The sequence below is a fragment of the Rhizobium sp. TH135 genome (assembly GCF_002855515.1).
In the GTDB taxonomy this organism is placed as follows: domain Bacteria; phylum Pseudomonadota; class Alphaproteobacteria; order Rhizobiales; family Rhizobiaceae; genus Allorhizobium.
The window spans coordinates 232,956-253,215 of record NZ_PKRP01000001.1 but is presented as its reverse complement, the minus strand read 5'-3'; the positions used below and the strand labels follow the sequence as shown (position 1 = coordinate 253,215).

At 61.1% G+C, this 20,260-nt stretch carries 23 protein-coding genes; 11 read left to right on the top strand and 12 right to left on the bottom strand.

Features of this window, described 5'->3' with window-relative positions; all coding sequences use genetic code 11:
- The gene (gene alc, locus C0V73_RS01280) at window positions 1–1,023 is read left to right on the top strand and encodes an allantoicase (RefSeq protein ID WP_102018189.1); all 1,023 of its coding nucleotides are present in this window, start codon (window positions 1–3) and stop codon (window positions 1,021–1,023) included.
- 149 nt (window positions 1,024–1,172) lie between these two features.
- On the opposite strand, the gene C0V73_RS01275 is transcribed toward alc, so the two are convergent.
- Window positions 1,173–1,352 (bottom strand): DUF2735 domain-containing protein, encoded by a 180-nt coding sequence (locus C0V73_RS01275; protein ID WP_054148428.1) that lies wholly within the window; start codon window positions 1,350–1,352, stop codon window positions 1,173–1,175.
- 394 nt (window positions 1,353–1,746) lie between these two features.
- On the opposite strand from C0V73_RS01275, the gene C0V73_RS01270 reads away from it, so the two are divergent.
- From C0V73_RS01270 to C0V73_RS01245, 6 genes are all read left to right on the top strand, one after another.
- On the top strand, window positions 1,747–2,787 hold the full coding sequence (locus tag C0V73_RS01270; protein ID WP_102018188.1) for a glutamine synthetase beta-grasp domain-containing protein: 1,041 nt from the start codon (window positions 1,747–1,749) through the stop codon (window positions 2,785–2,787).
- A gap of 133 nt (window positions 2,788–2,920) precedes the next feature.
- Window positions 2,921–3,214 carry a nucleotidyltransferase family protein gene (locus tag C0V73_RS01265; protein WP_102018187.1) on the top strand — a complete coding sequence of 98 codons (294 nt, stop codon included), beginning with the start codon at window positions 2,921–2,923 and terminating at the stop codon, window positions 3,212–3,214.
- A complete protein-coding gene (locus tag C0V73_RS01260) occupies window positions 3,211–3,576 on the top strand; it encodes a HepT-like ribonuclease domain-containing protein (RefSeq protein ID WP_102018186.1) in 366 nt (121 codons plus the stop codon). Before C0V73_RS01265 ends, C0V73_RS01260 begins: the two co-directional genes overlap by 4 nt.
- 5 nt (window positions 3,577–3,581) lie before the next feature.
- Window positions 3,582–4,082 (top strand): ureidoglycolate lyase, encoded by a 501-nt coding sequence (locus tag C0V73_RS01255; protein WP_102018185.1) that lies wholly within the window; start codon window positions 3,582–3,584, stop codon window positions 4,080–4,082.
- Window positions 4,079–4,435 (top strand): hydroxyisourate hydrolase, encoded by a 357-nt coding sequence (gene uraH, locus C0V73_RS01250; protein ID WP_102018184.1) that lies wholly within the window; start codon window positions 4,079–4,081, stop codon window positions 4,433–4,435. The genes C0V73_RS01255 and uraH overlap by 4 nt, the downstream gene beginning before the upstream one ends.
- 2 nt (window positions 4,436–4,437) lie before the next feature.
- Window positions 4,438–5,178 carry a metallophosphoesterase family protein gene (locus C0V73_RS01245; RefSeq protein WP_102018183.1) on the top strand — a complete coding sequence of 247 codons (741 nt, stop codon included), beginning with the start codon at window positions 4,438–4,440 and terminating at the stop codon, window positions 5,176–5,178.
- Between the two features lie 6 nt (window positions 5,179–5,184).
- On the opposite strand, the gene C0V73_RS01240 is transcribed toward C0V73_RS01245, so the two are convergent.
- From C0V73_RS01240 to C0V73_RS01215, 6 genes are all read right to left on the bottom strand, one after another.
- On the bottom strand, window positions 5,185–6,330 hold the full coding sequence (locus tag C0V73_RS01240) for an alpha-hydroxy acid oxidase (protein ID WP_102018182.1): 1,146 nt from the start codon (window positions 6,328–6,330) through the stop codon (window positions 5,185–5,187).
- 106 nt (window positions 6,331–6,436) lie between these two features.
- A complete protein-coding gene (locus C0V73_RS01235) occupies window positions 6,437–6,871 on the bottom strand; it encodes a potassium channel family protein (protein ID WP_102018181.1) in 435 nt (144 codons plus the stop codon).
- A gap of 28 nt (window positions 6,872–6,899) precedes the next feature.
- A complete protein-coding gene (locus C0V73_RS01230) occupies window positions 6,900–7,319 on the bottom strand; it encodes a hypothetical protein (RefSeq protein ID WP_102018180.1) in 420 nt (139 codons plus the stop codon).
- Between the two features lie 7 nt (window positions 7,320–7,326).
- Window positions 7,327–8,640 carry a guanine deaminase gene (gene guaD / locus C0V73_RS01225; RefSeq protein WP_102018179.1) on the bottom strand — a complete coding sequence of 438 codons (1,314 nt, stop codon included), beginning with the start codon at window positions 8,638–8,640 and terminating at the stop codon, window positions 7,327–7,329.
- A gap of 2 nt (window positions 8,641–8,642) precedes the next feature.
- Window positions 8,643–9,875, bottom strand: a complete 1,233-nt coding sequence (gene puuD, locus C0V73_RS01220; RefSeq protein ID WP_102018178.1) for a urate hydroxylase PuuD — start codon at window positions 9,873–9,875, stop codon at window positions 8,643–8,645.
- A gap of 137 nt (window positions 9,876–10,012) precedes the next feature.
- Window positions 10,013–10,912, bottom strand: a complete 900-nt coding sequence (locus C0V73_RS01215; protein ID WP_102018177.1) for a LysR substrate-binding domain-containing protein — start codon at window positions 10,910–10,912, stop codon at window positions 10,013–10,015.
- 110 nt (window positions 10,913–11,022) lie between these two features.
- Here C0V73_RS01215 and C0V73_RS01210 point away from each other — a divergent pair, with 110 nt between their 5' ends.
- The gene (locus C0V73_RS01210; protein WP_143708296.1) at window positions 11,023–11,244 is read left to right on the top strand and encodes a hypothetical protein; all 222 of its coding nucleotides are present in this window, start codon (window positions 11,023–11,025) and stop codon (window positions 11,242–11,244) included.
- Window positions 11,245–11,315: 71 nt separating this feature from the next.
- On the opposite strand, the gene xdhC is transcribed toward C0V73_RS01210, so the two are convergent.
- Window positions 11,316–12,113 (bottom strand): xanthine dehydrogenase accessory protein XdhC, encoded by a 798-nt coding sequence (gene xdhC / locus C0V73_RS01205; protein WP_102018175.1) that lies wholly within the window; start codon window positions 12,111–12,113, stop codon window positions 11,316–11,318.
- Window positions 12,114–12,243: 130 nt separating this feature from the next.
- On the opposite strand from xdhC, the gene C0V73_RS01200 reads away from it, so the two are divergent.
- The gene (locus C0V73_RS01200) at window positions 12,244–13,125 is read left to right on the top strand and encodes a hypothetical protein (RefSeq protein WP_102018174.1); all 882 of its coding nucleotides are present in this window, start codon (window positions 12,244–12,246) and stop codon (window positions 13,123–13,125) included.
- 5 nt (window positions 13,126–13,130) lie between these two features.
- Here the strand turns inward: C0V73_RS01200 and xdhB are convergent, their stop codons facing one another.
- The 3 genes from xdhB to C0V73_RS01185 form a co-directional block, all read right to left on the bottom strand.
- On the bottom strand, window positions 13,131–15,467 hold the full coding sequence (gene xdhB, locus C0V73_RS01195; RefSeq protein ID WP_102018173.1) for a xanthine dehydrogenase molybdopterin binding subunit: 2,337 nt from the start codon (window positions 15,465–15,467) through the stop codon (window positions 13,131–13,133).
- 2 nt (window positions 15,468–15,469) lie between these two features.
- Window positions 15,470–16,942, bottom strand: coding sequence for a xanthine dehydrogenase small subunit (xdhA, locus tag C0V73_RS01190; RefSeq protein ID WP_102018172.1), 1,473 nt, complete (start codon window positions 16,940–16,942; stop codon window positions 15,470–15,472).
- An 81-nt stretch (window positions 16,943–17,023) separates the two neighbouring features.
- Window positions 17,024–17,797: a 3-hydroxybutyrate dehydrogenase gene (locus C0V73_RS01185; protein WP_102018171.1), complete on the bottom strand. Its 774-nt coding sequence runs from the start codon at window positions 17,795–17,797 to the stop codon at window positions 17,024–17,026.
- A gap of 231 nt (window positions 17,798–18,028) precedes the next feature.
- Between C0V73_RS01185 and C0V73_RS01180 the strand changes: the two genes are divergently transcribed.
- Both C0V73_RS01180 and map read left to right on the top strand, forming a co-directional pair.
- Window positions 18,029–19,075: an LLM class flavin-dependent oxidoreductase gene (locus C0V73_RS01180; RefSeq protein ID WP_102018170.1), complete on the top strand. Its 1,047-nt coding sequence runs from the start codon at window positions 18,029–18,031 to the stop codon at window positions 19,073–19,075.
- 67 nt (window positions 19,076–19,142) lie between these two features.
- A complete protein-coding gene (gene map, locus C0V73_RS01175) occupies window positions 19,143–19,895 on the top strand; it encodes a type I methionyl aminopeptidase (protein ID WP_102018169.1) in 753 nt (250 codons plus the stop codon).
- Window positions 19,896–19,920: 25 nt separating this feature from the next.
- Here map and C0V73_RS01170 read toward each other — a convergent pair whose 3' ends face one another.
- On the bottom strand, window positions 19,921–20,157 hold the full coding sequence (locus C0V73_RS01170; protein WP_102018168.1) for a hypothetical protein: 237 nt from the start codon (window positions 20,155–20,157) through the stop codon (window positions 19,921–19,923).
- Window positions 20,158–20,260 lie beyond the last annotated feature (103 nt).

The window sequence follows — 20,260 nt, the reverse complement described above, 5'->3', positions numbered from 1 at the left end:
ATGCTTGAGACCTCGACCGTCGTTCTGCCGGATTTCGCTGCCGGTGCTGTCAATCTCGCCTCGGCCCGCCTTGGTGCCGTGGGCATCTTCTCGACTGACGAGTTCTTCGCGCCGGTGTCGCGCATGCTGAACGATGATCCCGCGACCTTCGATCCTGATCTCTACGACGACAACGGCAAATACATGGATGGCTGGGAAAGCCGTCGCAAGCGTGTGCCGGGCCATGACTATGCGATCATCCGTCTTGCCATGCCGGGCCGCATCTTCGGCTTCGATGTCGATACGCGCTTCTTTACCGGCAACTACCCGCCGCATGGCTCGATCGAGGCGGCTTTCGTCGAAAGCGGCGATCCGACGGAGGCGACGGTCTGGACCGAACTGGTTGCCAAGTCGCCGCTTGGCGCCTCGGCGCAGCACTTTTTCGCCAATGCCGATACGTCGAAGGTCTGGACGCATCTGCGCCTGCACATCTATCCGGATGGTGGCGTGGCGCGTTTGCGTGTCTATGGGGCTGCCCATTTCGACTGGTCGAAGGTCGGCGCGGCCGAAGAAATCGATCTCGCCTATATCTTCCATGGCGCCAAGTCGCTTGCCTGGTCGGATGCCCATTACGGCCATCCCGACAAGATCCTGTCGCCCGGGCGTGGCACCAATATGGGCGATGGCTGGGAAACCAAGCGCCGACGTGGCCCCGGTCATGACTGGGCGATCATCCGGCTTGGCCATGCAGGTGTGATCAACCGGGTGCTGATCGATACTCATTTCTACAAGGGCAATTATCCGGATACCTGCGAGCTGCTAGGCGCCTATCTGCCTGACGCAGGCGACACCTTCAGCGACGCGGAGATTGCCGCATCCGAACAGTGGCAGCCAATCCTGACGCGGCAGAAGATGCAGATGGATGCCGAACATTTCTATGAAGGCGACCAGCTCCGGAAGATTGGTCCGGTTACGCATGTGCGGATCGGCGTGCATCCGGATGGCGGCGTGATGCGCCTGCGCCTGTTCGGCACCAAGGCTTGAGCTGTTTGTTGTGACGCAATTCCGGACGCAAAACCGGTTTCCACTTTTGCTGAAATTGCGCTGAAAACGAAAAGAGCGGGCAAAGGCCCGCTCGTCGCATGCTTTTCGCCGTCCGCAATGCGGGCGGCTTTTTTTTTCGGCTTTCGCCCTTACTGCTTCGGCGCCCGTTCGGCTTCGCGGATCGCTTCCTCGTGATACCAGCTTGCCGAACCGCTCTCATAGATCACGGGTTTCGGCGTCTGGCGCTCACGCATGGCGTTCAGCCGGGCCAGGTCACGCACCGGGAATTCGTAGATCTTCGCCGATTCCCGAACCATGTTCGTTGTCATGCTACTACCTCTCGTTTCACCGAGTGTTGTCTCGATGGTTCCTGCTTACCACGTCTGAAACTGAAATGCACATGAAAAGTGCAATATGCCTATTTTATGGGCAATATAGAAGCAGAAAAAGTGATGAATTTAAAATCATCACAGCGCTTTCGTGATCTTTGGTGGGCTGACAACACCCGATACGCGCCTCTGGTTCCATGAGTATGCGCTCAATCTGTTAAAGAAAGGCCTGCATTGCCCGCGATTTGGCGGATCGCCTGCGACAAAATGGTCGCTTTTCGTAGTCCGTCTGCAAACTGGCACGCTTCCTGCTTTTTCTTCTCCGACTCCCGGGCGAACCGGAGAATCACCCCTCTGTTGCGCATGAATGGCGCGAGACTGAAGAGAGAGCACCATGACCAAGTTTAAGCTCGAGTATATCTGGCTCGATGGCTACAAGCCGGTAGCGAACCTGCGTGGCAAGACGCAGATCAAGGAATTCGACAGCTTCCCGACCCTGGAACAGCTGCCGCTCTGGGGCTTCGACGGCTCCTCCACGATGCAGGCCGAAGGGCACTCGTCGGATTGCGTGCTGAAGCCGGTCGCCATTTATCCCGACCCGGCTCGCACCAACGGCGCTCTCGTCATGTGCGAAGTCATGATGCCTGACGGCGTCACCCCGCATCCGTCGAACAGCCGCGCCACGATCCTCGACGACGAAGGCGCCTGGTTCGGTTTCGAACAGGAATACTTCTTCTACGAAAACGGCCGCCCGCTCGGCTTCCCGGAGCAGGGCTACCCGGCTCCACAGGGCCCGTACTACACCGGCGTCGGCTACAAGAACGTCGGCTCGATCGCCCGCGAAATCGTTGAAGAGCATCTCGACCTCTGCCTTGAAGCCGGCATCAACCACGAAGGCATCAATGCTGAAGTGGCCAAGGGCCAGTGGGAATTCCAGGTGTTCGGCAAGGGCTCCAAGAAGGCTGCCGACCAGATCTGGATCGCGCGCTACTTGCTGCTCCGCCTCTGCGAGAAGTACGGCATCGACGTCGAATTCCACTGCAAGCCGCTCGGCGATACCGACTGGAACGGCTCGGGCATGCACTGCAACTTCTCGACCACCTTCATGCGTGAAGTGGGCGGCAAGGAATACTTCGAAGCCCTCATGGCCGCCTTTGCCAAGAACTGGCAGGAGCATATCGACGTCTATGGTCCGGACAACCACCTGCGCCTGACCGGCAAGCACGAGACGGCTCCGTGGAACAAGTTCTCCTACGGCGTTGCCGACCGTGGTGCCTCGATCCGCGTTCCGCACTCCTTCGTCAACAACGGCTACAAGGGTTACCTGGAAGATCGTCGCCCGAACTCCCAGGGCTGCCCCTACCAGATCGCTTCCGTCGTCCTGAAGACGATCGCCGAAGTGCCGACGGCCGATTACGCCAAGAACGCCGCCTGATTTCAGGTTGAGCGACAATGATTGCAGCGCCGGTGGTAACACCGGCGCTGTTTTCGTTTGGGGGGCTAGGCAAAAGCCGGGCGTCTTTTGTTTGCGGCCGCTGTGACATATATTGTCGTCAAGGAGCCCGGTGATGCGACCGTCAGATGTGCTGGAACGAAAAAGAGCTTTGATCCGCGAGGTGACAGCACGTCACAACGCGACGAATCCTCGTGTCTTCGGTTCCGTTGCGCGCGGAGAAGACCGCTCAGACAGTGATCTCGATATTCTCGTCGATGCGCTTCCGGGTTCTTCCCTGATGACGCTTGGCGGGTTGCAGTCTGCCCTCGAAGATCTTGCAGAGGGAGTGCCGGTGCATCTGGTGACGACCAGCGAGATACCTCAGAAGCATCGGGGACGTATCCTGGCGGAAGCGCTGCCAATATGAAGCGTGAACATCGTATTCGCTCGCTTCTCGAACGGATCCGTAGCGCATCCTTGGATGCCCATGAGCTGTTGGGCGCGCTCGGTCTGCAAGAGTTCCGCACGAATCTTCTTGTTCAACGCGGCGTCGGGATGAGCCTTTTGATGGCAAGCGAGAGCGTTGTCCAACTCGAAGCGTTTTCGCCGGACTTCGTTGCAGAGCATCCTGAAATCGATTGGGTGACGATCCGTGGCATGCGTAACCGGATGGCGCACGGGTATTTCGACATAAATCTCGATTATGTGTACCAGACTGCGAAACATGAAGCGCTTGATCTGGTTCGGATCGTCGACTCCCTAATCCACATTTATCCCGAGGGAGAATAACCCCTTTGCCCATCGAACTCTCCATCCGTCCCCTGACGGCCCAAGCATTTGCGCCCTTTGGCGAGGTCATCGGAGCCGAACCGTCCACCATGCGGCTGATCAATGGCGGCACGACCGAGCGTTTCCATGCGCTGTTTTCGCCTGAAATTGCGGGAGAGGGTGCAAGGGTGATCGTCAATATCTTTCGCGGTCAGCCGCGCGCCTTTCCCTATGAGATCGGCATGATGGAGCGCCATCCCTTCGGCAGCCAGAGTTTCTCGCCCCTGTCGGGCCGGCCGTTCCTGGTTGCCGTTTCGCCCGATGAAGACGGCAAGCCTGGCGAACCTCAGGTGTTTCTCGCCGCGCCGCATCAGGGCGTGAATTATCGGCGCAACACGTGGCACCATCCCTTGATGGCGATCGGTGAGGTGAGTGATTTCCTGGTTGTGGATCGTGACGGACCCGGCAACAATCTCGAGGAATTCTTCTTCGATACCCCCTTCATGATTCGGGAGCCAAGCCTATGACCGGTCTCACCACCCATGTCCTCGATACCGCTCTCGGCAAGCCCGCCCAGGGGCTTCGCATCCAGCTGATGAGGATGAATGGCGAGGAGGCGGAGTTGATCAAGACCGTCTTCACCAATGATGACGGCCGGGTCGATGGCGGGCCGATGTTGATCGGCGACACGTTTCAGGTCGGGCAATATGAACTGCTCTTCCATGCCGGCGATTATTTGAAGGCCAAGGGTTTTGCGCTGACCGAGCCGCCCTTTCTCGACGTGATCCCGATCCGCTTCGGGATCTCCGACACCACGGCGCATTACCATGTGCCGCTGTTGCTCTCGCCCTATGGCTATTCGACTTATCGGGGAAGCTGAGCATGCGTTTTGCCGCGATTGCTGACATCCATGGGAACCATCTGGCGCTTGAGGCGGTCATTGCCGATATCCGCGCACAGGGGATTGATCAGATCGTCAATCTCGGCGACAGTTTTTCGGGGCCGCTCGAGGCGGGTCTGACGGCGGATCTGCTGATGCCGCTCGACGCCCTGACCGTGCGGGGCAATCACGATCGGGCTCTGATTGATCGACCTTTCGAGGATATGGGCGATTGGGAGAAGCCGAGCTATCCGCAATTGTCGCCTTCCCAGCTCGACTGGATCCGCGGCCTTCCGGAAACGGCCCGGATCGGCGACGAGGTGTTCCTCTGCCACGCGACGCCTGAGGACGACAATACCTACTGGACCGAGACGCTTTCGGCAGACGGTATCTTTCATCTGAAGCCGCTCGCCGAGATCGAGGCGCTGGCGGCAGGGATCGACACGCCGCTCATCCTCTGCGGGCACAGCCATATTCCGCGTGCCGTGCAACTTTCTGACGGCCGACTGATCGTCAATCCAGGCAGCGTTGGCTGCCCCGGTTTCGATTATGACGTGCCCGTCTACCACAAGGCCCAGGCGGGCACGCCGTTTGCGAGCTATGCGATCCTCGAAAAGAGCCCGCGTGGCTGGCAGCCGAGCTTCCGGCAGGTGCGCTACGACAATCATGCCATGGCAGAGCTTGCGCGCCGCCATGGCATGATGGATTGGGTCAGCGCGCTCTCAAGCGGCTGGATTATCTGAGATCGCTCAGAACGGGTTTTCTGCGATGATCGACTTGTCCACATCAGCGAGCTGTCGCTTGCCGCAGAGCGCCATCGTCACGTCCATCTCCTTGGCGATGATCTCCAGCGCCTTGGTCACGCCCTGCTGGCCCATGGCGCCGAGGCCATAGAGGAAGGGGCGGCCGATATAGGTGCCCTTGGCGCCGAGTGCGATCGCCTTCAGCACATCCTGGCCGGAGCGGATACCGCCGTCGAGATGGACTTCGATCTTGTCGCCGACGGCGTCGACAATTCTCGGCAGCATGGCAATCGAGGAATGAGCGCCGTCAAGCTGTCGGCCGCCATGGTTGGAGACGATGATCGCGTCGGCGCCGGTTTCCGCAGCCATCCTGGCGTCCTCGACGTCGAGAATGCCCTTGATGATCAGCTTGCCGCCCCACTGCTTCTTGATCCAGGCGACGTCATCCCAGGAGAGCTTCGGATCGAACTGCTCGTTGGTCCAGGCGCCGAGCGAGGCGAGATCGGAGACATTCTTGGCATGGCCGTGGATGTTGCGGAAGGTGCGGCGCTGGGTGTGCAGCATGTTCCAGCACCAGCGCGGACGCATGGCCATCTGGAAGAGGTGTTTCGGAGTCAGGCGCGGCGGGGCAGAGAGGCTATTGCGGATATCCTTGTGGCGCTGGCCGAGCAGCTGCAGGTCGGCCGTCAGCACCAGCGCCGAGCACTTGGCGGCGCGGGCGCGCTCGATCAGGTTCACGACGAAATCGCGGTCGCGCATCACGTAAAGCTGGAACCAGAAGGGGCGCTTGGTGACCGAGGCGACATCCTCGATCGAGCAGATGCTCATGGTCGATAGCGTGAAGGGTACGCCGAATGCTTCCGCTGCCTTCGCCGCCAGCATTTCACCATCGGCATGCTGCATGCCGGTGAGGCCGGTCGGCGAGAGCGCCACCGGCATCTTCACCTTTTCGCCGATCATGGTGGTTTCCAGCGTGCGACCGCTCATGTCGACGAGCACGCGCTGGCGCAGCTTGATCTTGGAGAAATCGCTCTCGTTCGCCCGGTAGGTGCTCTCGGTATAGGAGCCGCTGTCGGCATAGTCGAAGAAGAGTTTTGGCACGCGTTTGCGTGCGAGCTTCTTCAGATCGGAAATTTCAAGGATCGGCCCCATTGTCTCTCTCTCCGCCAATGTCTTTGTCTCGGCATATCATGCCACTCGGTCGACTGTGAACAGGGGGAGCGCGAAAGAGGTAAGATAATTTTACCTCTTGGGTCCTTCAGAAGTGTTCTCCCGATTTGAACGGACCGACTCGCATGCCGGCGGCGATCAGATAGGCGGTCGACCAGCCGATCAGGAGGAAGCCGTTGACCCCTTCGAGCGCTGCCAGCATTCGCCATTCCGAATGGGGCACGACATCGCCATAGCCGACGGTGGAGAAGGTGATGGTCGAGAAATAAAGGGCAGTTTCGAAATCATCGACGACGCCGATCAGTGTGAAGCTCGCCGCCCAGAGCCAGACTTCGGCGGTCAGCACCGCAAAGACCCCGATGACCACCGTGTTCATGGCCAGCATCCGGCTGCGATGGCCATGCAGGCGGATGCGATCGGTGACAAAGCTCATGACATGGGTCACGCCCATCAGCCCGAAGGTGTGGATGACTACCGTCAGCGAGATCATCAGGGTGCCCAGCGCAAGATTGGTGGCCAGCATGGTGCATCCTCCTCCGGATGACTCTGTTTTAGCGAAGGTCCTTGCGGATCATGAATTTGAGGCCGGACCAGATCTCGGTGACGGCGCAGACTTTGACATCGACGAGGCCGGTGGGCAGGAAGACGGTGCGCAGAACATCCTCGGTGATCGTGGTCGGGACCTTTGACGCCTTCTTGGGCCAGGATATCCAGAGCATGCCCGATGGTTTCAGCATGGCTTTCAAGCGCTGGGCGTGATCTTCGAGGCGAGCACGATCCGTCTCGAAGACATGGAGGTAGTCGAGGTTGGCGCCCTTTGCGATTTCGAGGCTCGGTGCCTGTGATGCCTTGGGCAGATCAGCAGTCAGATGGTCAAGGTCTGGCGGCAGAGCGATGAAGAGAGCGGCAAATTCCGGCTTCAATCCGAGTTTCTTCGGAAGAGGGGTGCCGGAATAGCCGCTTTCGCTCATGACCGTCTTATGCCTCCGCTCCCGGCTTGGAGGCCTTGCCTGCCACATAAGTCTCGACCACAGCGCGATCGTCGCCCAGCGTCTGCAAGAGGAAGAGCTCTTCGGACAGAGACGTCACGGTTTCCATGCGCAGTCGCATGGCCGGGGTCGCAGCAGCGTTGAGAACGACGATATCGGCGTCCGTGCCTTCGTCCAGCGTGCCGATCCGGTCTGCAAGATCGAGCGCCACGGCATTGCCGAGCGTCATGTGATAGAAGCTTTCAAGCGGGTTCATCCGCTCGCCGAGCAGCTGCTGGATCTTGTAGGCCTCGTCCATGGTCTTGAACATGGAATAGCTGGAGCCGCCGCCGATGTCGGTTGCGACCGCCACGGTCACAGGCTTTTCGCGGCGCTGGATCGCCTTCAGCGGGAAGAGGCCGGAGCCAAGGAAGAGGTTCGAGGTCGGGCAATGCACCGCGACCGCACCGCTTTCTGCCATGGCATCTGCCTCCCGGTCCGACAGATGGATCGCATGGCCGAAGAGCGCCTTTTTCCGCAGCAGGCCGTAGCGAGCGTAGATATCCGTGTAGTCCTTGGCATCCGGATAGAGTTCGCAGGTGTAGCGGATCTCGTCGTGGTTCTCCGACAGATGCGTCTGGATATGCAGGTCGGGGAATTCTTCCGCCAGCGTCTGCGTCATCGCCATCTGTTCGGGCGTCGAGGTGATGGCAAAGCGGGGTGTGATGGCGACGTAATTGCGGCCTTTGCCGTGCCATTGTTCGATCACGGCGCGCGTCTCGTCATAACCCAGCTGCGGCGTGTCGAGCAGGCCCTGCGGGGCGTTGCGGTCCATCATCACCTTGCCGCCGATCATCAGCGTGCCGCGTTTCAGGCTCTCGGCGAAGAAAGCGTCGGCCGAGGCCTTGTGTACCGAGCAATAGGCCACCGCCGTCGTCGTGCCCTGACGCAGGAATTCGTCGAAGAACTGCGTGGCGATCCGCTGCGCATGCGCGCTTTCGACGAAGCGGCATTCCTCTGGGAAGGTGTAGGTGTTTAGCCATTCCAGCAGGTTGGCGGCATAGGAGGCGATCACCTGCATTTGCGGGAAATGTACGTGGCAGTCGATCAGGCCAGGAAGGATCAGATGCGGGCGGTGGTCGATCTCTGATGTCTCTGCACCGGCCTTCTGCTTCACATCCGAATAGCTGCCAGCGGCTGCAATCTTGCCGTCCCGTACCAGCAGCGCGCCGTCTTCCTCATAGAGATAGCTCTCGCGGTCGCCGGCGTGCTCAGGTGAACGTCGAAAGGAAAGGAGGCGGCCGCGGATCAGGGTGTCTGTCATTCTTATCTGCCTTGAACCGTCGTCTCGTACCAGGCGACGAGCAACTGGCGCTCTTCGGGCGAGAGATCGGTGATGTTTCCGGGCGGCATGGCATGGCTGCGGCCGGCCTGGAGGTAGATTTCACGGGCATGGGCGGCGATCTCGCCGTCCGTTTCCAGCTTCACGTTCTTCGGTGCGCGCGCAATGCCTTCCCAGACGGGCTCGGCAGCGTGGCACATCGAACAGCGGCCCTGTACGACATCGCGCACGGCTTCGAAATGGCCGTTTGCAACAAAGGTCTGTTCACGGGTCGAAAGGCTCACCTGTTCTTCCTCGCCGGTCAGCACCTTGGGCACGGTCGAGAGCCACATGATGACGATGAAGATGAGCACCGTCACCAGCCAGGTCCAGGTCGGCTTGCCCTTGCGGGCATGCGTCGTGTTGAACCAGTGACGGATGGTGACGCCCATGAGGAAGACGAGCGCCGCGATGATCCAGTTAAACTCCGTGGCGAAGGCCAGCGGATAGTGGTTCGACAGCATGAAGAAGATGACGGGCAGCGTCAGATAGTTGTTGTGCAGCGAGCGCTGCTTGGCGATCACGCCGTATTTCGGATCGGGGGTGCGGCCCGCGATCAGGTCGGCGACGACGATCTTCTGGTTGGGAATGATGATGAAGAAGACGTTTGCCGACATGATGGTGGCGGTAAACGCCCCCAGATGGAGGAAGGCGGCGCGGCCAGTGAACACTTGCGTATAGCCCCAGGCCATGGCGATCAGCACGACATAGAGGAAGGCCATCAGGCCCCAGGTGTTCTTGCCGAACGGCGACTTGCACAAGAGATCATAGAGGATCCAGCCGACAGCCAGCGACGCCAGTGACAGACAGATGGCCTGCCAGGGCTCGATGTCGAGCACCGTGCGGTCGATGAGGAAGAGGTCGGCGCCGCCATAGTAAACCACGGCGAGAAGGGCAAAGCCCGAGAGCCACGTGGCGTAGCTTTCCCATTTGAACCAGGTCAGATGCTCCGGCATCGAGGCGGGGGCGACCAGATATTTCTGGATATGATAGAAGCCGCCGCCATGGACCTGCCATTCCTCGCCATAGGCGCCTACGGGAAGCCCCGGGCGCTTCACGAGGCCGAGATCGAGCGCGATGAAGTAGAAGGACGAGCCGATCCAGGCGATGGCCGTGATCACATGCAGCCAACGGACTGCGAAGTTCAGCCATTCCCAGGCGATCGCATATTCATACATTCGAGAATTCCCCTTTCGTCCTCCCGGCCGGACAGTGTGGAAAATATTGCGCTGCAAGGGAAGCCCTCAGCGGTGCGGCGAGGGCTCCTGATGTCGATTTATGCAGAGATTCTTTTCTTCCACAGAAGTCGGTGAAATCAGGGCGCTTTTTCGGCTTCGAGCGTGGCGGTGATCCAGGCTTGGAATGCCTTGATCTTCGGCGCGTTACGTCTGGAGTGGGAATAGACAAGCTGGATCGGCGCATTGGCCGGGCAGGCGAGCGGGAAGGGGCGGATCAGGCGCCCAGAGGCCAGCTCTTCCTTGAAGAAGAAGGGGCTGATGATGGCAGCGCCATAGCCGGCGATGGCGGCATTGGCTTCCAGATCCTGTGCCTCGTAGCTGTGCAGCTTGGTGTCGATCAGGGTGGGATTGTGGATGCCGACGGCGGCAAACCATTGCGGCCACCACGGGTCGCCGGGGCTAATGATCGGTAGCTTCAACAGATCGGCCGGCTCATGCACGCCGCCGATGGTTTCCGCCAGCTTCGGGCTCAGCATCGGCGTGAAGTCCAGCCGGATTAGCGGATGGGCGATGGTGCCCGGCCAGGGCCCTTCACCCCAGGGGATCGCAACATCGGCACTCTTGGTTGCCAGGTCCTCGAACTTGCTGACACGCAGCAGCCGAACCGCAATATCAGGATGGGCGAGCTGAAAGCTGCCGAGATGGCGGGCCAGCCAGTTCGAGGCGAAGGTCGGCACCGAGTGGATCTCAAGTGTCTCGACGGCACTGCGCTTTGCCTGCTGCACGGCATCGACCAGAAGATCGAAGCCTTCGGCGACTTTCGGATGCAGGCGCTCCCCCGTTTCCGTCAGCCCGATCTGGCGTGGGCGGCGCCAGAAGAGCGGCTCGCCGACATGCTCTTCCAGAAGCTTGATCTGGTAGCTGACGGCCGTCTGGGTCATGCCCAGCTCCTCGCCGGCACGCGTGAAACTGTTGAGGCGCCCGACCGCCTCGAAGACGCGCAGGGCATTGAGCGGAAATTGTCGCGACAGTTTCATGGATTAGCTCTCTTTATCCATGAGAAGCGTAATTGAATTGGATCGGGCTCGCAACCACGGCCATAAAAGCCTCATCAAACCAGAACGATAACAGACGCGTGGAGGCAGAGATGATATCCGCGACAGAACGACTGAACGCCAAATCCTGGGGCATTCTGCAATGGCTCCGGGACGCCTTCCAGTGGGGTAGAGGCCCTCGGCGGCTGCGCCTGCAAGACCTGCCGGCGGACCTGCGCCGTGACATAGGTCTAGAAATGGAAGACGACGCGTTGCGTGGTCGGGAGCTTGCCGGCCAGCGGCTGCTTGATCTCACGCGGCCAGGGGTGATGTGAGGAAAGCGTATTTACAACAGAAACTTAGAGGAGACCTTTTCCAGGTTGATTCCGCGCCCTCGCATGCCGCTTCAGCTGATCAAGACGCCCAATAATTCTGCAGTGACCAGCGCGGCGATCACCGCCGGTCGCTTGTCTTTGACCGTGCTGCCGCCGATCGGCAGGATCAGCCTGTCGATCGCTGCCCGGCCAATACCTTCGCGGTCCAGAAAGGATGCGAAGGTCGCGCGCTTGGTCTTCGAGCCGATCATGCCGACATAGGCAAGGTCGGTTCGGGCGAGCGCTTCCTTTCCGATCAGGAAATCCAATGCATGGTCATGGGTGAGGATGACGGCGGCACCGCCGGTCTTCAACCTCGCGACCTCCGCTTCGGGCATGGCGACGCGGCGGAAGGCGATGCCATCCGGTACGGCGCCGTCGATATCAGGGCGCGAGTCGATCAGCGTGACGGCGAGCGGGAGGGGGCTAAGCGCTTGAGCCAGCGCCAGCCCGACATGCCCGGCGCCGAAAAGCATCACTTCGGGGAAGGTGGCGCGCTCGTCCGCGAGACGTTGCAAAAGTGCGTTCTGGACGGATTGATCGATCCGGCGGAGCGATAGACGGACCCGTCCGCCACAGCACTGACCGATTTCCGGACCGAGTGGCACATCGAGTTCGGGTTGCACACTTTCGCCTCCGAGCAGCCTGCGGGCGCGGTCGATCGCCATGAACTCCAGAGATCCGCCACCGATCGTGCCCCAGAGTGCTGCTTCAGCCACCAGCATCAGCGTGCCGGCCTCGCGCGGCGTCGAGCCTTTGGCCTCGACGACTTCGACGAGGATGGCGCCAGGATGGGCGGCGAGGAAGGCGGGGAGGGTGGCGATGGTCATGATGGGCTGATCCTAACACTAGCCAGTGGGAACTGGACAGCGGGGCTTCGGGTTTAATCCACCAAGGTTTCACCGCGCCTGTAAGACGTCTGACGTGTTATGGTTCGGCATGAGAGGCTCGGGAGCGGGAATGACCAGAACCAAAGGCTTGATCGTCTGGCTGCTCGTGGCAGCTTTCGCCGCGGCTCTATTCCTCTTCAATCCGCTGGCGGATATCGCAGCTAAGTTCAGCCGAGACGTCACGCTCGGCAGCGGCGCGCTCTACACGACCTTGCGGGTGGCAAATTCAGTGATGAGCGTGGCGCGCGATGCCGATATCACCGGCGGGGTGGGCGTCGCCTCGGTTACCGCCAGCCCCGGCCAATTGCTGCAGCCTGTGATCAACACGATCGAGCGCATGGTCGATCTGCTGTTCGGGCTTGCCATCGTATCCGGCATCCTGTCGCTGATCCTGGTGCCGGTGGCGAAGGTTGCCTCCATCGGGCTTGCGGCCTGCGCGCTGTTTTGCGCCGGCATGACGCTGACCGCCCGGCGGGTGCCGCCGATGCTGGAGCGCCTGACGCGGTCGGTCATCGTGCTGGGTGTCCTCGGCGCCGTTCTGTTGCCGGCATCCTATACCATCGCCTTCTACGCTGGAGATGCGATCACCGATCGGGCCTGGACACATGCGACTGAGGTTTTCGATCGCATGCGGGGCCAGCATGCGTTTGCCGGTGTAGACGAGGCCGCAGCAACGGCAGGGGCGCTTTCCCCCACCGACCGGATCCCGCCAGCAGAGGACGGCATGTTTGACCGGCTCGGCACGGCATTCACGGGCACCTTGCAGGCTGCCTCCGACATGGCGGAAACTGCCGCTGCCAATGCGCAGATCATCCGCGATGGTGTCGCGATCTCCACGGACCTGTTTGCCGCCTCGATCGGCATTGCCACGGCCTATCTGGTCAAGCTGCTGGTGCTGCCGATCCTGATTTTGGCAGCCATGCTCTACCTGATGCGATCCGCCTTGCGCTGAGCCTTTCAGCCCCGCTTCAGCCTCTCCACCGCCATCAGCACCCGCTCCGGCGTTGCCGGTGCATCGAGCCTCGGGCAGAGGCGGTAATCGGCAACCGAAGCCACAGCCATGGACAGCGCTTCCAGCACCGAGATCGCCAGCATAAAGGGCGGCTCGCCCACGGCCTTGGAGCGGCCGATGGTGGGCTCTGAGTTTTCCGACCAGGGAACGAGCCGCGTGTTGAAGATCTTCGGTCGATCAGAGGCGAGCGGGATCTTGTAGGTGGAGGGGGCGTGGGTGCGCAGCCGTCCCTTGCCGTCCCACCACAACTCTTCCGTCGTCAGCCAACCCATGCCCTGAACAAAGCCGCCCTCGATCTGGCCGATGTCGATGACCGGGTTCAGCGACTTGCCGACATCATGCAGGATGTCGGTGCGCTCCATCAGATATTCGCCCGTCAGCGTGTCGATCGAGACTTCCGTGCAGGCGGCGCCATAGGCGTAATAATAGAAGGGCGTGCCGCGACCGGCGGCGCGGTCCCAGTGGATCTTCGGTGTCTTGTAAAAGCCGGCAGCCGAGAGCTGAACGCGGCCGAAATAGGCCTGTTTGACGAAGTCGCCGAAGGTGAAGATCTCACCGCCGACGCGCACGCGGTTCGGCAGGAAGGCCACCTCAGCGGGGGATACGCCGTATTTCTCGGCGGCAAAGGCGACCAGCCGTTCCTTGATCTGGCGGGCGGCATCATAGGCGGCCATGCCGTTCAGGTCGGAGCCGGAGGAGGCGGCGGTGGCCGAGGTGTTCGGCACCTTGGCGGTCGTCGTGGCCGTGATCTTCACCGTGTCGACATCGACCTGGAAACAGTCGGCGACGACCTGGGCGACCTTGGTGTAGAGGCCCTGGCCCATTTCGGTGCCGCCATGGTTCAGATGGATCGAGCCGTCCTGATAGATATGGACGAGCGCGCCCGCCTGGTTGAAGGCGGTCATGGTGAAGGAGATGCCGAATTTGACCGGCGTCAGCGCGATGCCCTTCTTGATGACCGGGCTCGTCTTGTTGAAGTCGATGATCGCCTTGCGGCGCGCCTGGTAGTCGCAGGAGGTTTCGAGTTCCTCGACGACCTTCAGGATGATGTTGTCCTCCACCTGCTGGTGGTAGGGGGTCACGTCTCGGCCGGAGCCCTTCTCGCCGTAGAAATTGGCCTTGCGGACCTCGAGCGGGTCCTTGCCCAACGCATAAGCGATCTCCTCGATCACCCGCTCGGCCCCAAGCATGCCCTGCGGCCCGCCGAAGCCGCGATAGGCGGTGTTGGAAACGGTGTGGGTTTTCAGCGGCTGCGAGGTCAGCTTTACATGCGGATAGAAATAGCTGGAATCGGCATGGAAAAGGGCGCGGTCGGTGACTGGGCCGGAGAGGTCCGACGAGTAACCGCAGCGGGCGGCGAAATTGGCCTCGATAGCGTGGATCTTTCCATCGTCATCGAAGGCGACGTCGAAATCCATCTTGAAGTCGTGGCGCTTGCCGGTGACACCCATGTCCTCGTCGCGGTCGGGGCGGAATTTCACCGCGCGCTTCAGCTTCTTGGCGGCAAGGGCTGCGAGTGCCGCGAACTGGTTGCCTTGCGTCTCCTTCCCGCCGAAGCCGCCGCCCATGCGCCGCGTGTTGACCGTGATGGCGTTGGACGGAATGTCGAGCACATGGCCGACGATGTGCTGGATTTCCGAGGGATGCTGGGTGGAGGACCAGACGGTCACATCGTCGTCCTCGCCGGGGATGGCAAGCGCAATATGGCTTTCGAGATAGAAATGCTCCTGGCCGCCGATCCGCATCGAGCTCTGGATGCGGTGCGCCGCCTTGTCGAGTTCGGTCTCCGGCGTGCCGCGCTTCAGTGTCATGCCGGGCGTCACGAGCGGGCTGCCATTCTCCAGCGCACCGTCGATATCGGTCCAGAAGGGTATGTCGCGATACTCGACCTTGGCGAGGCGGGCGGCCTTGCGAGCCGCATCGCGGGTCTCGGCGATGACGGCGAAGATCGTCTGGCCGTGGAATTCGATTTTGTTGGTCGCGATCAGGGGCTCGTCGTGGCGGCCGCCGGAGGAGACGTCGTTGACGCCTGTGATGTCGTCGGCGGTTAGCACGCAGACGACGCCGGGGTGAGCCTTCACCGCCGAAAGATCGATCGACAGGATCTCAGCATGGGCTCGATCTGCCATGCCGAGTGCGCCATGCAGGAGGCCTGCGGGTTCGGGAATATCGTCGATATATTCGGCACTTCCAGCGACATGTTTGTGCGCTGAATCATGCCGCAGCGACTGGTGCATCGGCCCCTTGATGTATTTCGTCGTCTCGTAGGTCGCCTTATCCATAATCACGCCTCCTCCGTCGCGAAGCGCTGCAGTTCCTGCGGAGTACCGGACACCTCCAGGAAGAACCGTGTCAGCAGGTTCTTCGCCGTCAGCTGGCGGTATTCCGCTGTGGCGCGCCAGTCGGTGAGCGGCTTGTAATCGAGGTCGAAGGCGTCGCGCGCGGCTTCCATGGTCGCCTGGGTGAAGGGCTTTCCGTAGAGCGCCGCCTCGACCGACCGCGCCCGCTTCGGGGTGCCCGCCATGCCGCCGAAGGCGATGCGGATATGGGTGACGACGCCGCTTGCGTCCTGCTCCAGGTGGAAGGCGCCGCAGAGCGCCGAGATATCCTCGTCGCGGCGCTTGGTGATCTTGTAGACGGCCACGTGGCTGTCCGCCTTGGGGCGGGGCACAAACATGCTTTCGACGAATTCACCCGGCTGGCGGTCCTGCTTGCCGTAGTCGATGAAATAGTCCTCGAGCGGCAGGGTGCGTGTGCCCGAGGCGGAGCGCAGGGTGACGGTGGCGGAGAGCGCGATGAGCGCCGGTGGGCTATCGCCGATCGGTGAGCCGTTGGCGATATTGCCGCCGATGGTGCCCATGTTGCGGACCTGTTGGCCGCCGATGCGTTCGATCAGGCGACCGAAGGTGGGGATTTCCTGGCGTAGCACCTCGAAGGCGCCGTTGTAGCTGACGCCGGCGCCCATGGTGATGCCTTCAGGCGTGACGGTGATCTCCTGCAACTCTGCCAGTTGATTGATGAAGACGACCGGGTCCAGCACGCGCATCTGCTTGGTGACCCAAAGCCCGACATCGGTTGCGCCGGCAACTACGGTTGCCTTGGGATGGGCGGCCAAGGTTTCGGCCAGTCCATCGACGCTGCCGGGGACGACGAGGCGACGGCCATCCGGGCCTGTGATGGCGATGGTTTCGCGGGTCGAGATTTCTTCCAGCCGCGCGATGATATCGGCGCGCTCGCGCTCCAGCGGGTCGAACAGAGCAGACGGCCTGATGTGGCCGACCTGTTCGGCGGCCTTCACGATCGGCTCGTAACCTGTGCAACGACAGAGATTGCCCTGAAGTGCGCGTTCGATCTCGGCACGGCTGGGGTTCTCCGAGGTCAGCCACAGCCCGTAAAGCGACATGACGAAGCCCGGCGTGCAGAAGCCGCATTGCGAGCCATGACAGTCGACCATGGCCTGCTGCACGGGGTGTAGCGTGCCGTCCTTGGCTGCGAGGTGTTCGACCGTGACCACGTGCGTGGCATTCAGCGAGCCGACAAAGCGAATGCAGGCATTGACCGTTTCATAACTCAGCTTGCCGCCGACCAGTCGCCCGACCAGCACCGTGCAGGCGCCGCAGTCGCCTTCCGCGCAGCCTTCCTTGGAGCCCGTCAACCGGCGCTTCAGGCGCAGGAAATCGAGCAGCGTCTCGGTCGGATCGAGGCTGGAAAGGGCGATGTCCTCGCCGTTCAGGATGAAACGGATGCTGTCTGCCATTAAAACGTCTTGTCCCCTCGATCTTTGGCTGCGGCGTCGCCCGACTTGTGATGGTGGGCGGCGCAGCTTTATCTTTCAAGCTTATTGTGCAGTCCAGCCGCCATCAATGGAGATCGAGGTGCCGGTCACCTGGGCTGCCGCATCCGATGCAAGATAGATGGCAAGTGCCGCCACCTGATCGACCTCTACGAATTCCTTGGTCGCCTGGAGATGCAGCATCACATCGTTCTTCACCTGGTCCTCCGAGATGCCGCGCGCCTTGGCGGTGTCGGGGATCTGCTTCTCGACCAGAGGTGTCAGGACGTAACCTGGGCAAATCGCATTGACCGTGATGCCGTCCTTGGCGGTTTCCAACGCCACCGTCTTGGTCAGGCCGAGCACGCCGTGCTTGGCCGTCACATAGGCCGATTTGAAGGGCGAGGCGACGAGGCCGTGGGCGGAGGCAATGTTGATGATGCGGCCCTTCTTCTTTGCCTTCATGCCGGGAATGGCGGCGCGAATCGTGTGGAAAGCGCTCGACATGTTGATCGCGATGATCAGGTCCCATTTCTCGATCGGGAAATCCTCGACCGGCGCGACATGCTGGATGCCGGCATTGTTGACGAGCACGTCGATGCCACCGAACTCGCGCTCGGCGGTGGCGATCAGGTCGGCGATCTCGGCTGGCTTTGACATGTCGGCCGCGTGATAGAGCGCCTTGCCACCGGATGTTTCCAGCGACTGGCGGACCTTTTCGATTTCGGCTGCATCGCCAAAGCCATTGATCACGACATTGGCGCCTTCCGCCGCGAATGCCTTGGCAATGCCAAGGCCAATGCCGCTGGTGGAGCCGGTGACGACAACTGTTCTTTTCATCTGAATTTTCCTTCTCGACGGATGCCGATGGATGACGGGTGTTTTGTTGCACCCGCGAAATCAAAGGTTAGTCTCAAATGAAGTTCCGAAGCAACGGCGTTTTGCCGCAGCCAACCCTCAAGCGAACTGTTGCCATGTGCAGAGCGTGACACACTGTTTCATCCTCGGCTCTTTTGTCTGCAGCTCTCAATCTCTATGTCAGGAGCAACACACGTGATCAGGAGTCTTGCCATGGAACTCGGCCTCTACACCTTTGCCGATGTCGATCCCAATGCCGCCAACAAGGGCGCGGATGCGAAGCGTCGCGTCGACGAGTTGCTGGCCGAGATCAAGCTTGCCGACGAGGTCGGCCTCGATGTCTTCGGTCTCGGCGAGCATCACCGCCCTGACTATATGGCATCCTCGCCGGCGACGATCCTGGCTGCCGCTGCGGTGCAGACGAAGAATATCCGGCTGACCAGCGCCGTCTCCGTGCTCTCCTCCGATGATCCTGTGCGCGTCTTCCAGCAATACGCGACGGTCGACCTGCTCTCCAGCGGTCGTGTCGAGCTGATGGTTGGTCGCGGCTCGTTCATCGAGAGCTTCCCGCTCTTTGGATATGACCTCGAAGATTACGACCTGCTGTTTGCCGAGAAGCTGCAGCTGCTCATGGAGATCCGCGAAAACGAAGTGGTGACTTGGGAAGGCCAGACCCGCAAGCCGATCCAGGGTCGTGGCGTCTATCCGCGTCCGCTGCAGGATCTGCTGCCGCTGTGGATCGCAATCGGCGGCACACCGCAGTCTGCGGCACGTGCCGGTTATCTCGGGCTGCCGCTGGCGCTTGCCATCATCGGCGGCGAGCCACATCGCTTTGCGCCCTTCTTCGATCTCTATCGCCAGAGTGCGGCCAAGGCCGGTGTTGATCCCGCGCTGCTGAAGACGAGCATCAACGTGCATGGCTTCATCCATGACACGACGCAATCGGCGGCCGACATCTTCTATGCACCGCAGGCGGTGGTGATGGACCGGATTGGCCGTGAGCGTGGATGGGGGCCGACCAACCGGGCGCAGTTCGATGCCTCGCGCGGTCCGCGCGGTGCGCTCTTCGTCGGTGATCCAGAAGCCGTGGCCGAAAAGATCGTCGCCATGCATGGCATCTTCAAGAATGATCGCTTCCTGATGCAGATGGCGATCGGGCCGATGCCGCATATCGAGATCATGCGCGGGATCGAGCTTTACGGTACGAAAGTGGCTCCCCTGGTCCGCCAGGCATTGACGGAGAAGGCGTCGGCTGCGTAAGCAGCGGCCTTGCCCCCGAGGGCTGCTGCCCTGAGGGCGTGCGCCCCGAAGACTGCGAGGACCCCTGATGATCGTTGAAACTGAAGAGGACCTCGTCCGTCTCAAGGATATCGGCCGCATCTGTGCGACCGCCGTCAAGGCGATGGCGGCAGCGCTGGAGCCGGGGATCACGACGCGCGAACTCGATCTGATCGGCCGCAAGCTGCTGGAAGACAATGGGGCGCAATCGGCACCTGAGCTTTGCTACCAGTTTCCGGGCGCCACCTGCATCTCCGTCAACGAGGAGATTGCGCATGGCATTCCCGGCGACCGGGTGATCAAGGCGGGTGATCTCGTCAATATCGATGTGTCTGCGGAGAAGCTCGGCTATTTCGGCGATACCGGCTCGTCGTTCATCGTGCCGCCGGGCACGGCCAAGCAGGAACGACTGCTGCGCGACGGCAAACGCGCGCTCTGGGTCGGGCTGAACCAGGTGAAAACCGGCCGGCCGCTGGCCGATATCGGCAATTCGATCGGCGCCTTTGCCCGCAAGAACCGCTATACGCTGATCACCAATCTCGCCAGCCACGGCGTTGGCCGCTCGTTGCACGAGGAGCCGACCGAGCTTTCGACCTGGCCGGATCCTGATGAGACGCGGATCATGGAGGAGGGGCTTGTCTTCACCGTCGAGCCGTTTCTTTCGCTCGGTGGCCAATGGGCCGAGGATGGCGACAAGGACAACTGGACGCTGTACAGCGAACCGCGCGCGCCGACCGTCCAGTTCGAACACACGATCGTGGTGACGAAGAACGGTCCGCTGGTATTGACGCTCGCCGATTGAGGCGAGCGCCTTGGTTTCCGCTGTGTTAGTCGGCCTTCGAAAAGGCGACGACGACGCCCTTCTTCTTGAAATAGGACTGCATGATCTTGCGGCCCTGGCGGTTCGACTGGGCGAGCTTTGACGTCTCGAACACGGCTTCCTTCACGCCTTCTTTCGCCATCGCGGCCTTCAGGGCTGCAATGTGCGTGTCGATCTCTTCGTTGTCGTTGTTGATCGAGGTGTAGATGTTGTCGATGGCCTGCTGAAGGCTGAGGTCGCTCATGGGGCACTCCTGAAAAAGCTTTGGGGACTTCCCTAGCGATTTTTGGGCGTGAGGCAAGCGAAGCGTAAATCTCCAGGCTCCGCCTAATCTTACAAACCCTTAA

Excerpts from the sequence above, each read along its gene's own strand:
- C0V73_RS01170 (WP_102018168.1), bottom strand. The coding sequence starts at position 20,157 with ATGAGCGACCTCAGCCTTCAGCAGGCCATCGACAACATCTACACCTCG.
- xdhA (WP_102018172.1), bottom strand. The coding sequence starts at position 16,942 with ATGGCAGACAGCATCCGTTTCATCCTGAACGGCGAGGACATCGCCCTT.
- C0V73_RS01230 (WP_102018180.1), bottom strand. The coding sequence starts at position 7,319 with ATGAGCGAAAGCGGCTATTCCGGCACCCCTCTTCCGAAGAAACTCGGA.
- C0V73_RS01275 (WP_054148428.1), bottom strand. The coding sequence starts at position 1,352 with ATGACAACGAACATGGTTCGGGAATCGGCGAAGATCTACGAATTCCCG.
- xdhB (WP_102018173.1), bottom strand. The coding sequence starts at position 15,467 with ATGGATAAGGCGACCTACGAGACGACGAAATACATCAAGGGGCCGATG.
- C0V73_RS01245 (WP_102018183.1), top strand. The coding sequence starts at position 4,438 with ATGCGTTTTGCCGCGATTGCTGACATCCATGGGAACCATCTGGCGCTT.
- xdhC (WP_102018175.1), bottom strand. The coding sequence starts at position 12,113 with ATGACCATCGCCACCCTCCCCGCCTTCCTCGCCGCCCATCCTGGCGCC.
- C0V73_RS01180 (WP_102018170.1), top strand. The coding sequence starts at position 18,029 with ATGGAACTCGGCCTCTACACCTTTGCCGATGTCGATCCCAATGCCGCC.
- C0V73_RS01210 (WP_143708296.1), top strand. The coding sequence starts at position 11,023 with ATGATATCCGCGACAGAACGACTGAACGCCAAATCCTGGGGCATTCTG.
- C0V73_RS01260 (WP_102018186.1), top strand. The coding sequence starts at position 3,211 with ATGAAGCGTGAACATCGTATTCGCTCGCTTCTCGAACGGATCCGTAGC.
- C0V73_RS01200 (WP_102018174.1), top strand. The coding sequence starts at position 12,244 with ATGACCAGAACCAAAGGCTTGATCGTCTGGCTGCTCGTGGCAGCTTTC.
- map (WP_102018169.1), top strand. The coding sequence starts at position 19,143 with ATGATCGTTGAAACTGAAGAGGACCTCGTCCGTCTCAAGGATATCGGC.
- C0V73_RS01215 (WP_102018177.1), bottom strand. The coding sequence starts at position 10,912 with ATGAAACTGTCGCGACAATTTCCGCTCAATGCCCTGCGCGTCTTCGAG.
- C0V73_RS01270 (WP_102018188.1), top strand. The coding sequence starts at position 1,747 with ATGACCAAGTTTAAGCTCGAGTATATCTGGCTCGATGGCTACAAGCCG.
- guaD (WP_102018179.1), bottom strand. The coding sequence starts at position 8,640 with ATGACAGACACCCTGATCCGCGGCCGCCTCCTTTCCTTTCGACGTTCA.
- C0V73_RS01185 (WP_102018171.1), bottom strand. The coding sequence starts at position 17,797 with ATGAAAAGAACAGTTGTCGTCACCGGCTCCACCAGCGGCATTGGCCTT.
- puuD (WP_102018178.1), bottom strand. The coding sequence starts at position 9,875 with ATGTATGAATATGCGATCGCCTGGGAATGGCTGAACTTCGCAGTCCGT.
- uraH (WP_102018184.1), top strand. The coding sequence starts at position 4,079 with ATGACCGGTCTCACCACCCATGTCCTCGATACCGCTCTCGGCAAGCCC.
- alc (WP_102018189.1), top strand. The coding sequence starts at position 1 with ATGCTTGAGACCTCGACCGTCGTTCTGCCGGATTTCGCTGCCGGTGCT.
- C0V73_RS01265 (WP_102018187.1), top strand. The coding sequence starts at position 2,921 with ATGCGACCGTCAGATGTGCTGGAACGAAAAAGAGCTTTGATCCGCGAG.
- C0V73_RS01235 (WP_102018181.1), bottom strand. The coding sequence starts at position 6,871 with ATGCTGGCCACCAATCTTGCGCTGGGCACCCTGATGATCTCGCTGACG.
- C0V73_RS01240 (WP_102018182.1), bottom strand. The coding sequence starts at position 6,330 with ATGGGGCCGATCCTTGAAATTTCCGATCTGAAGAAGCTCGCACGCAAA.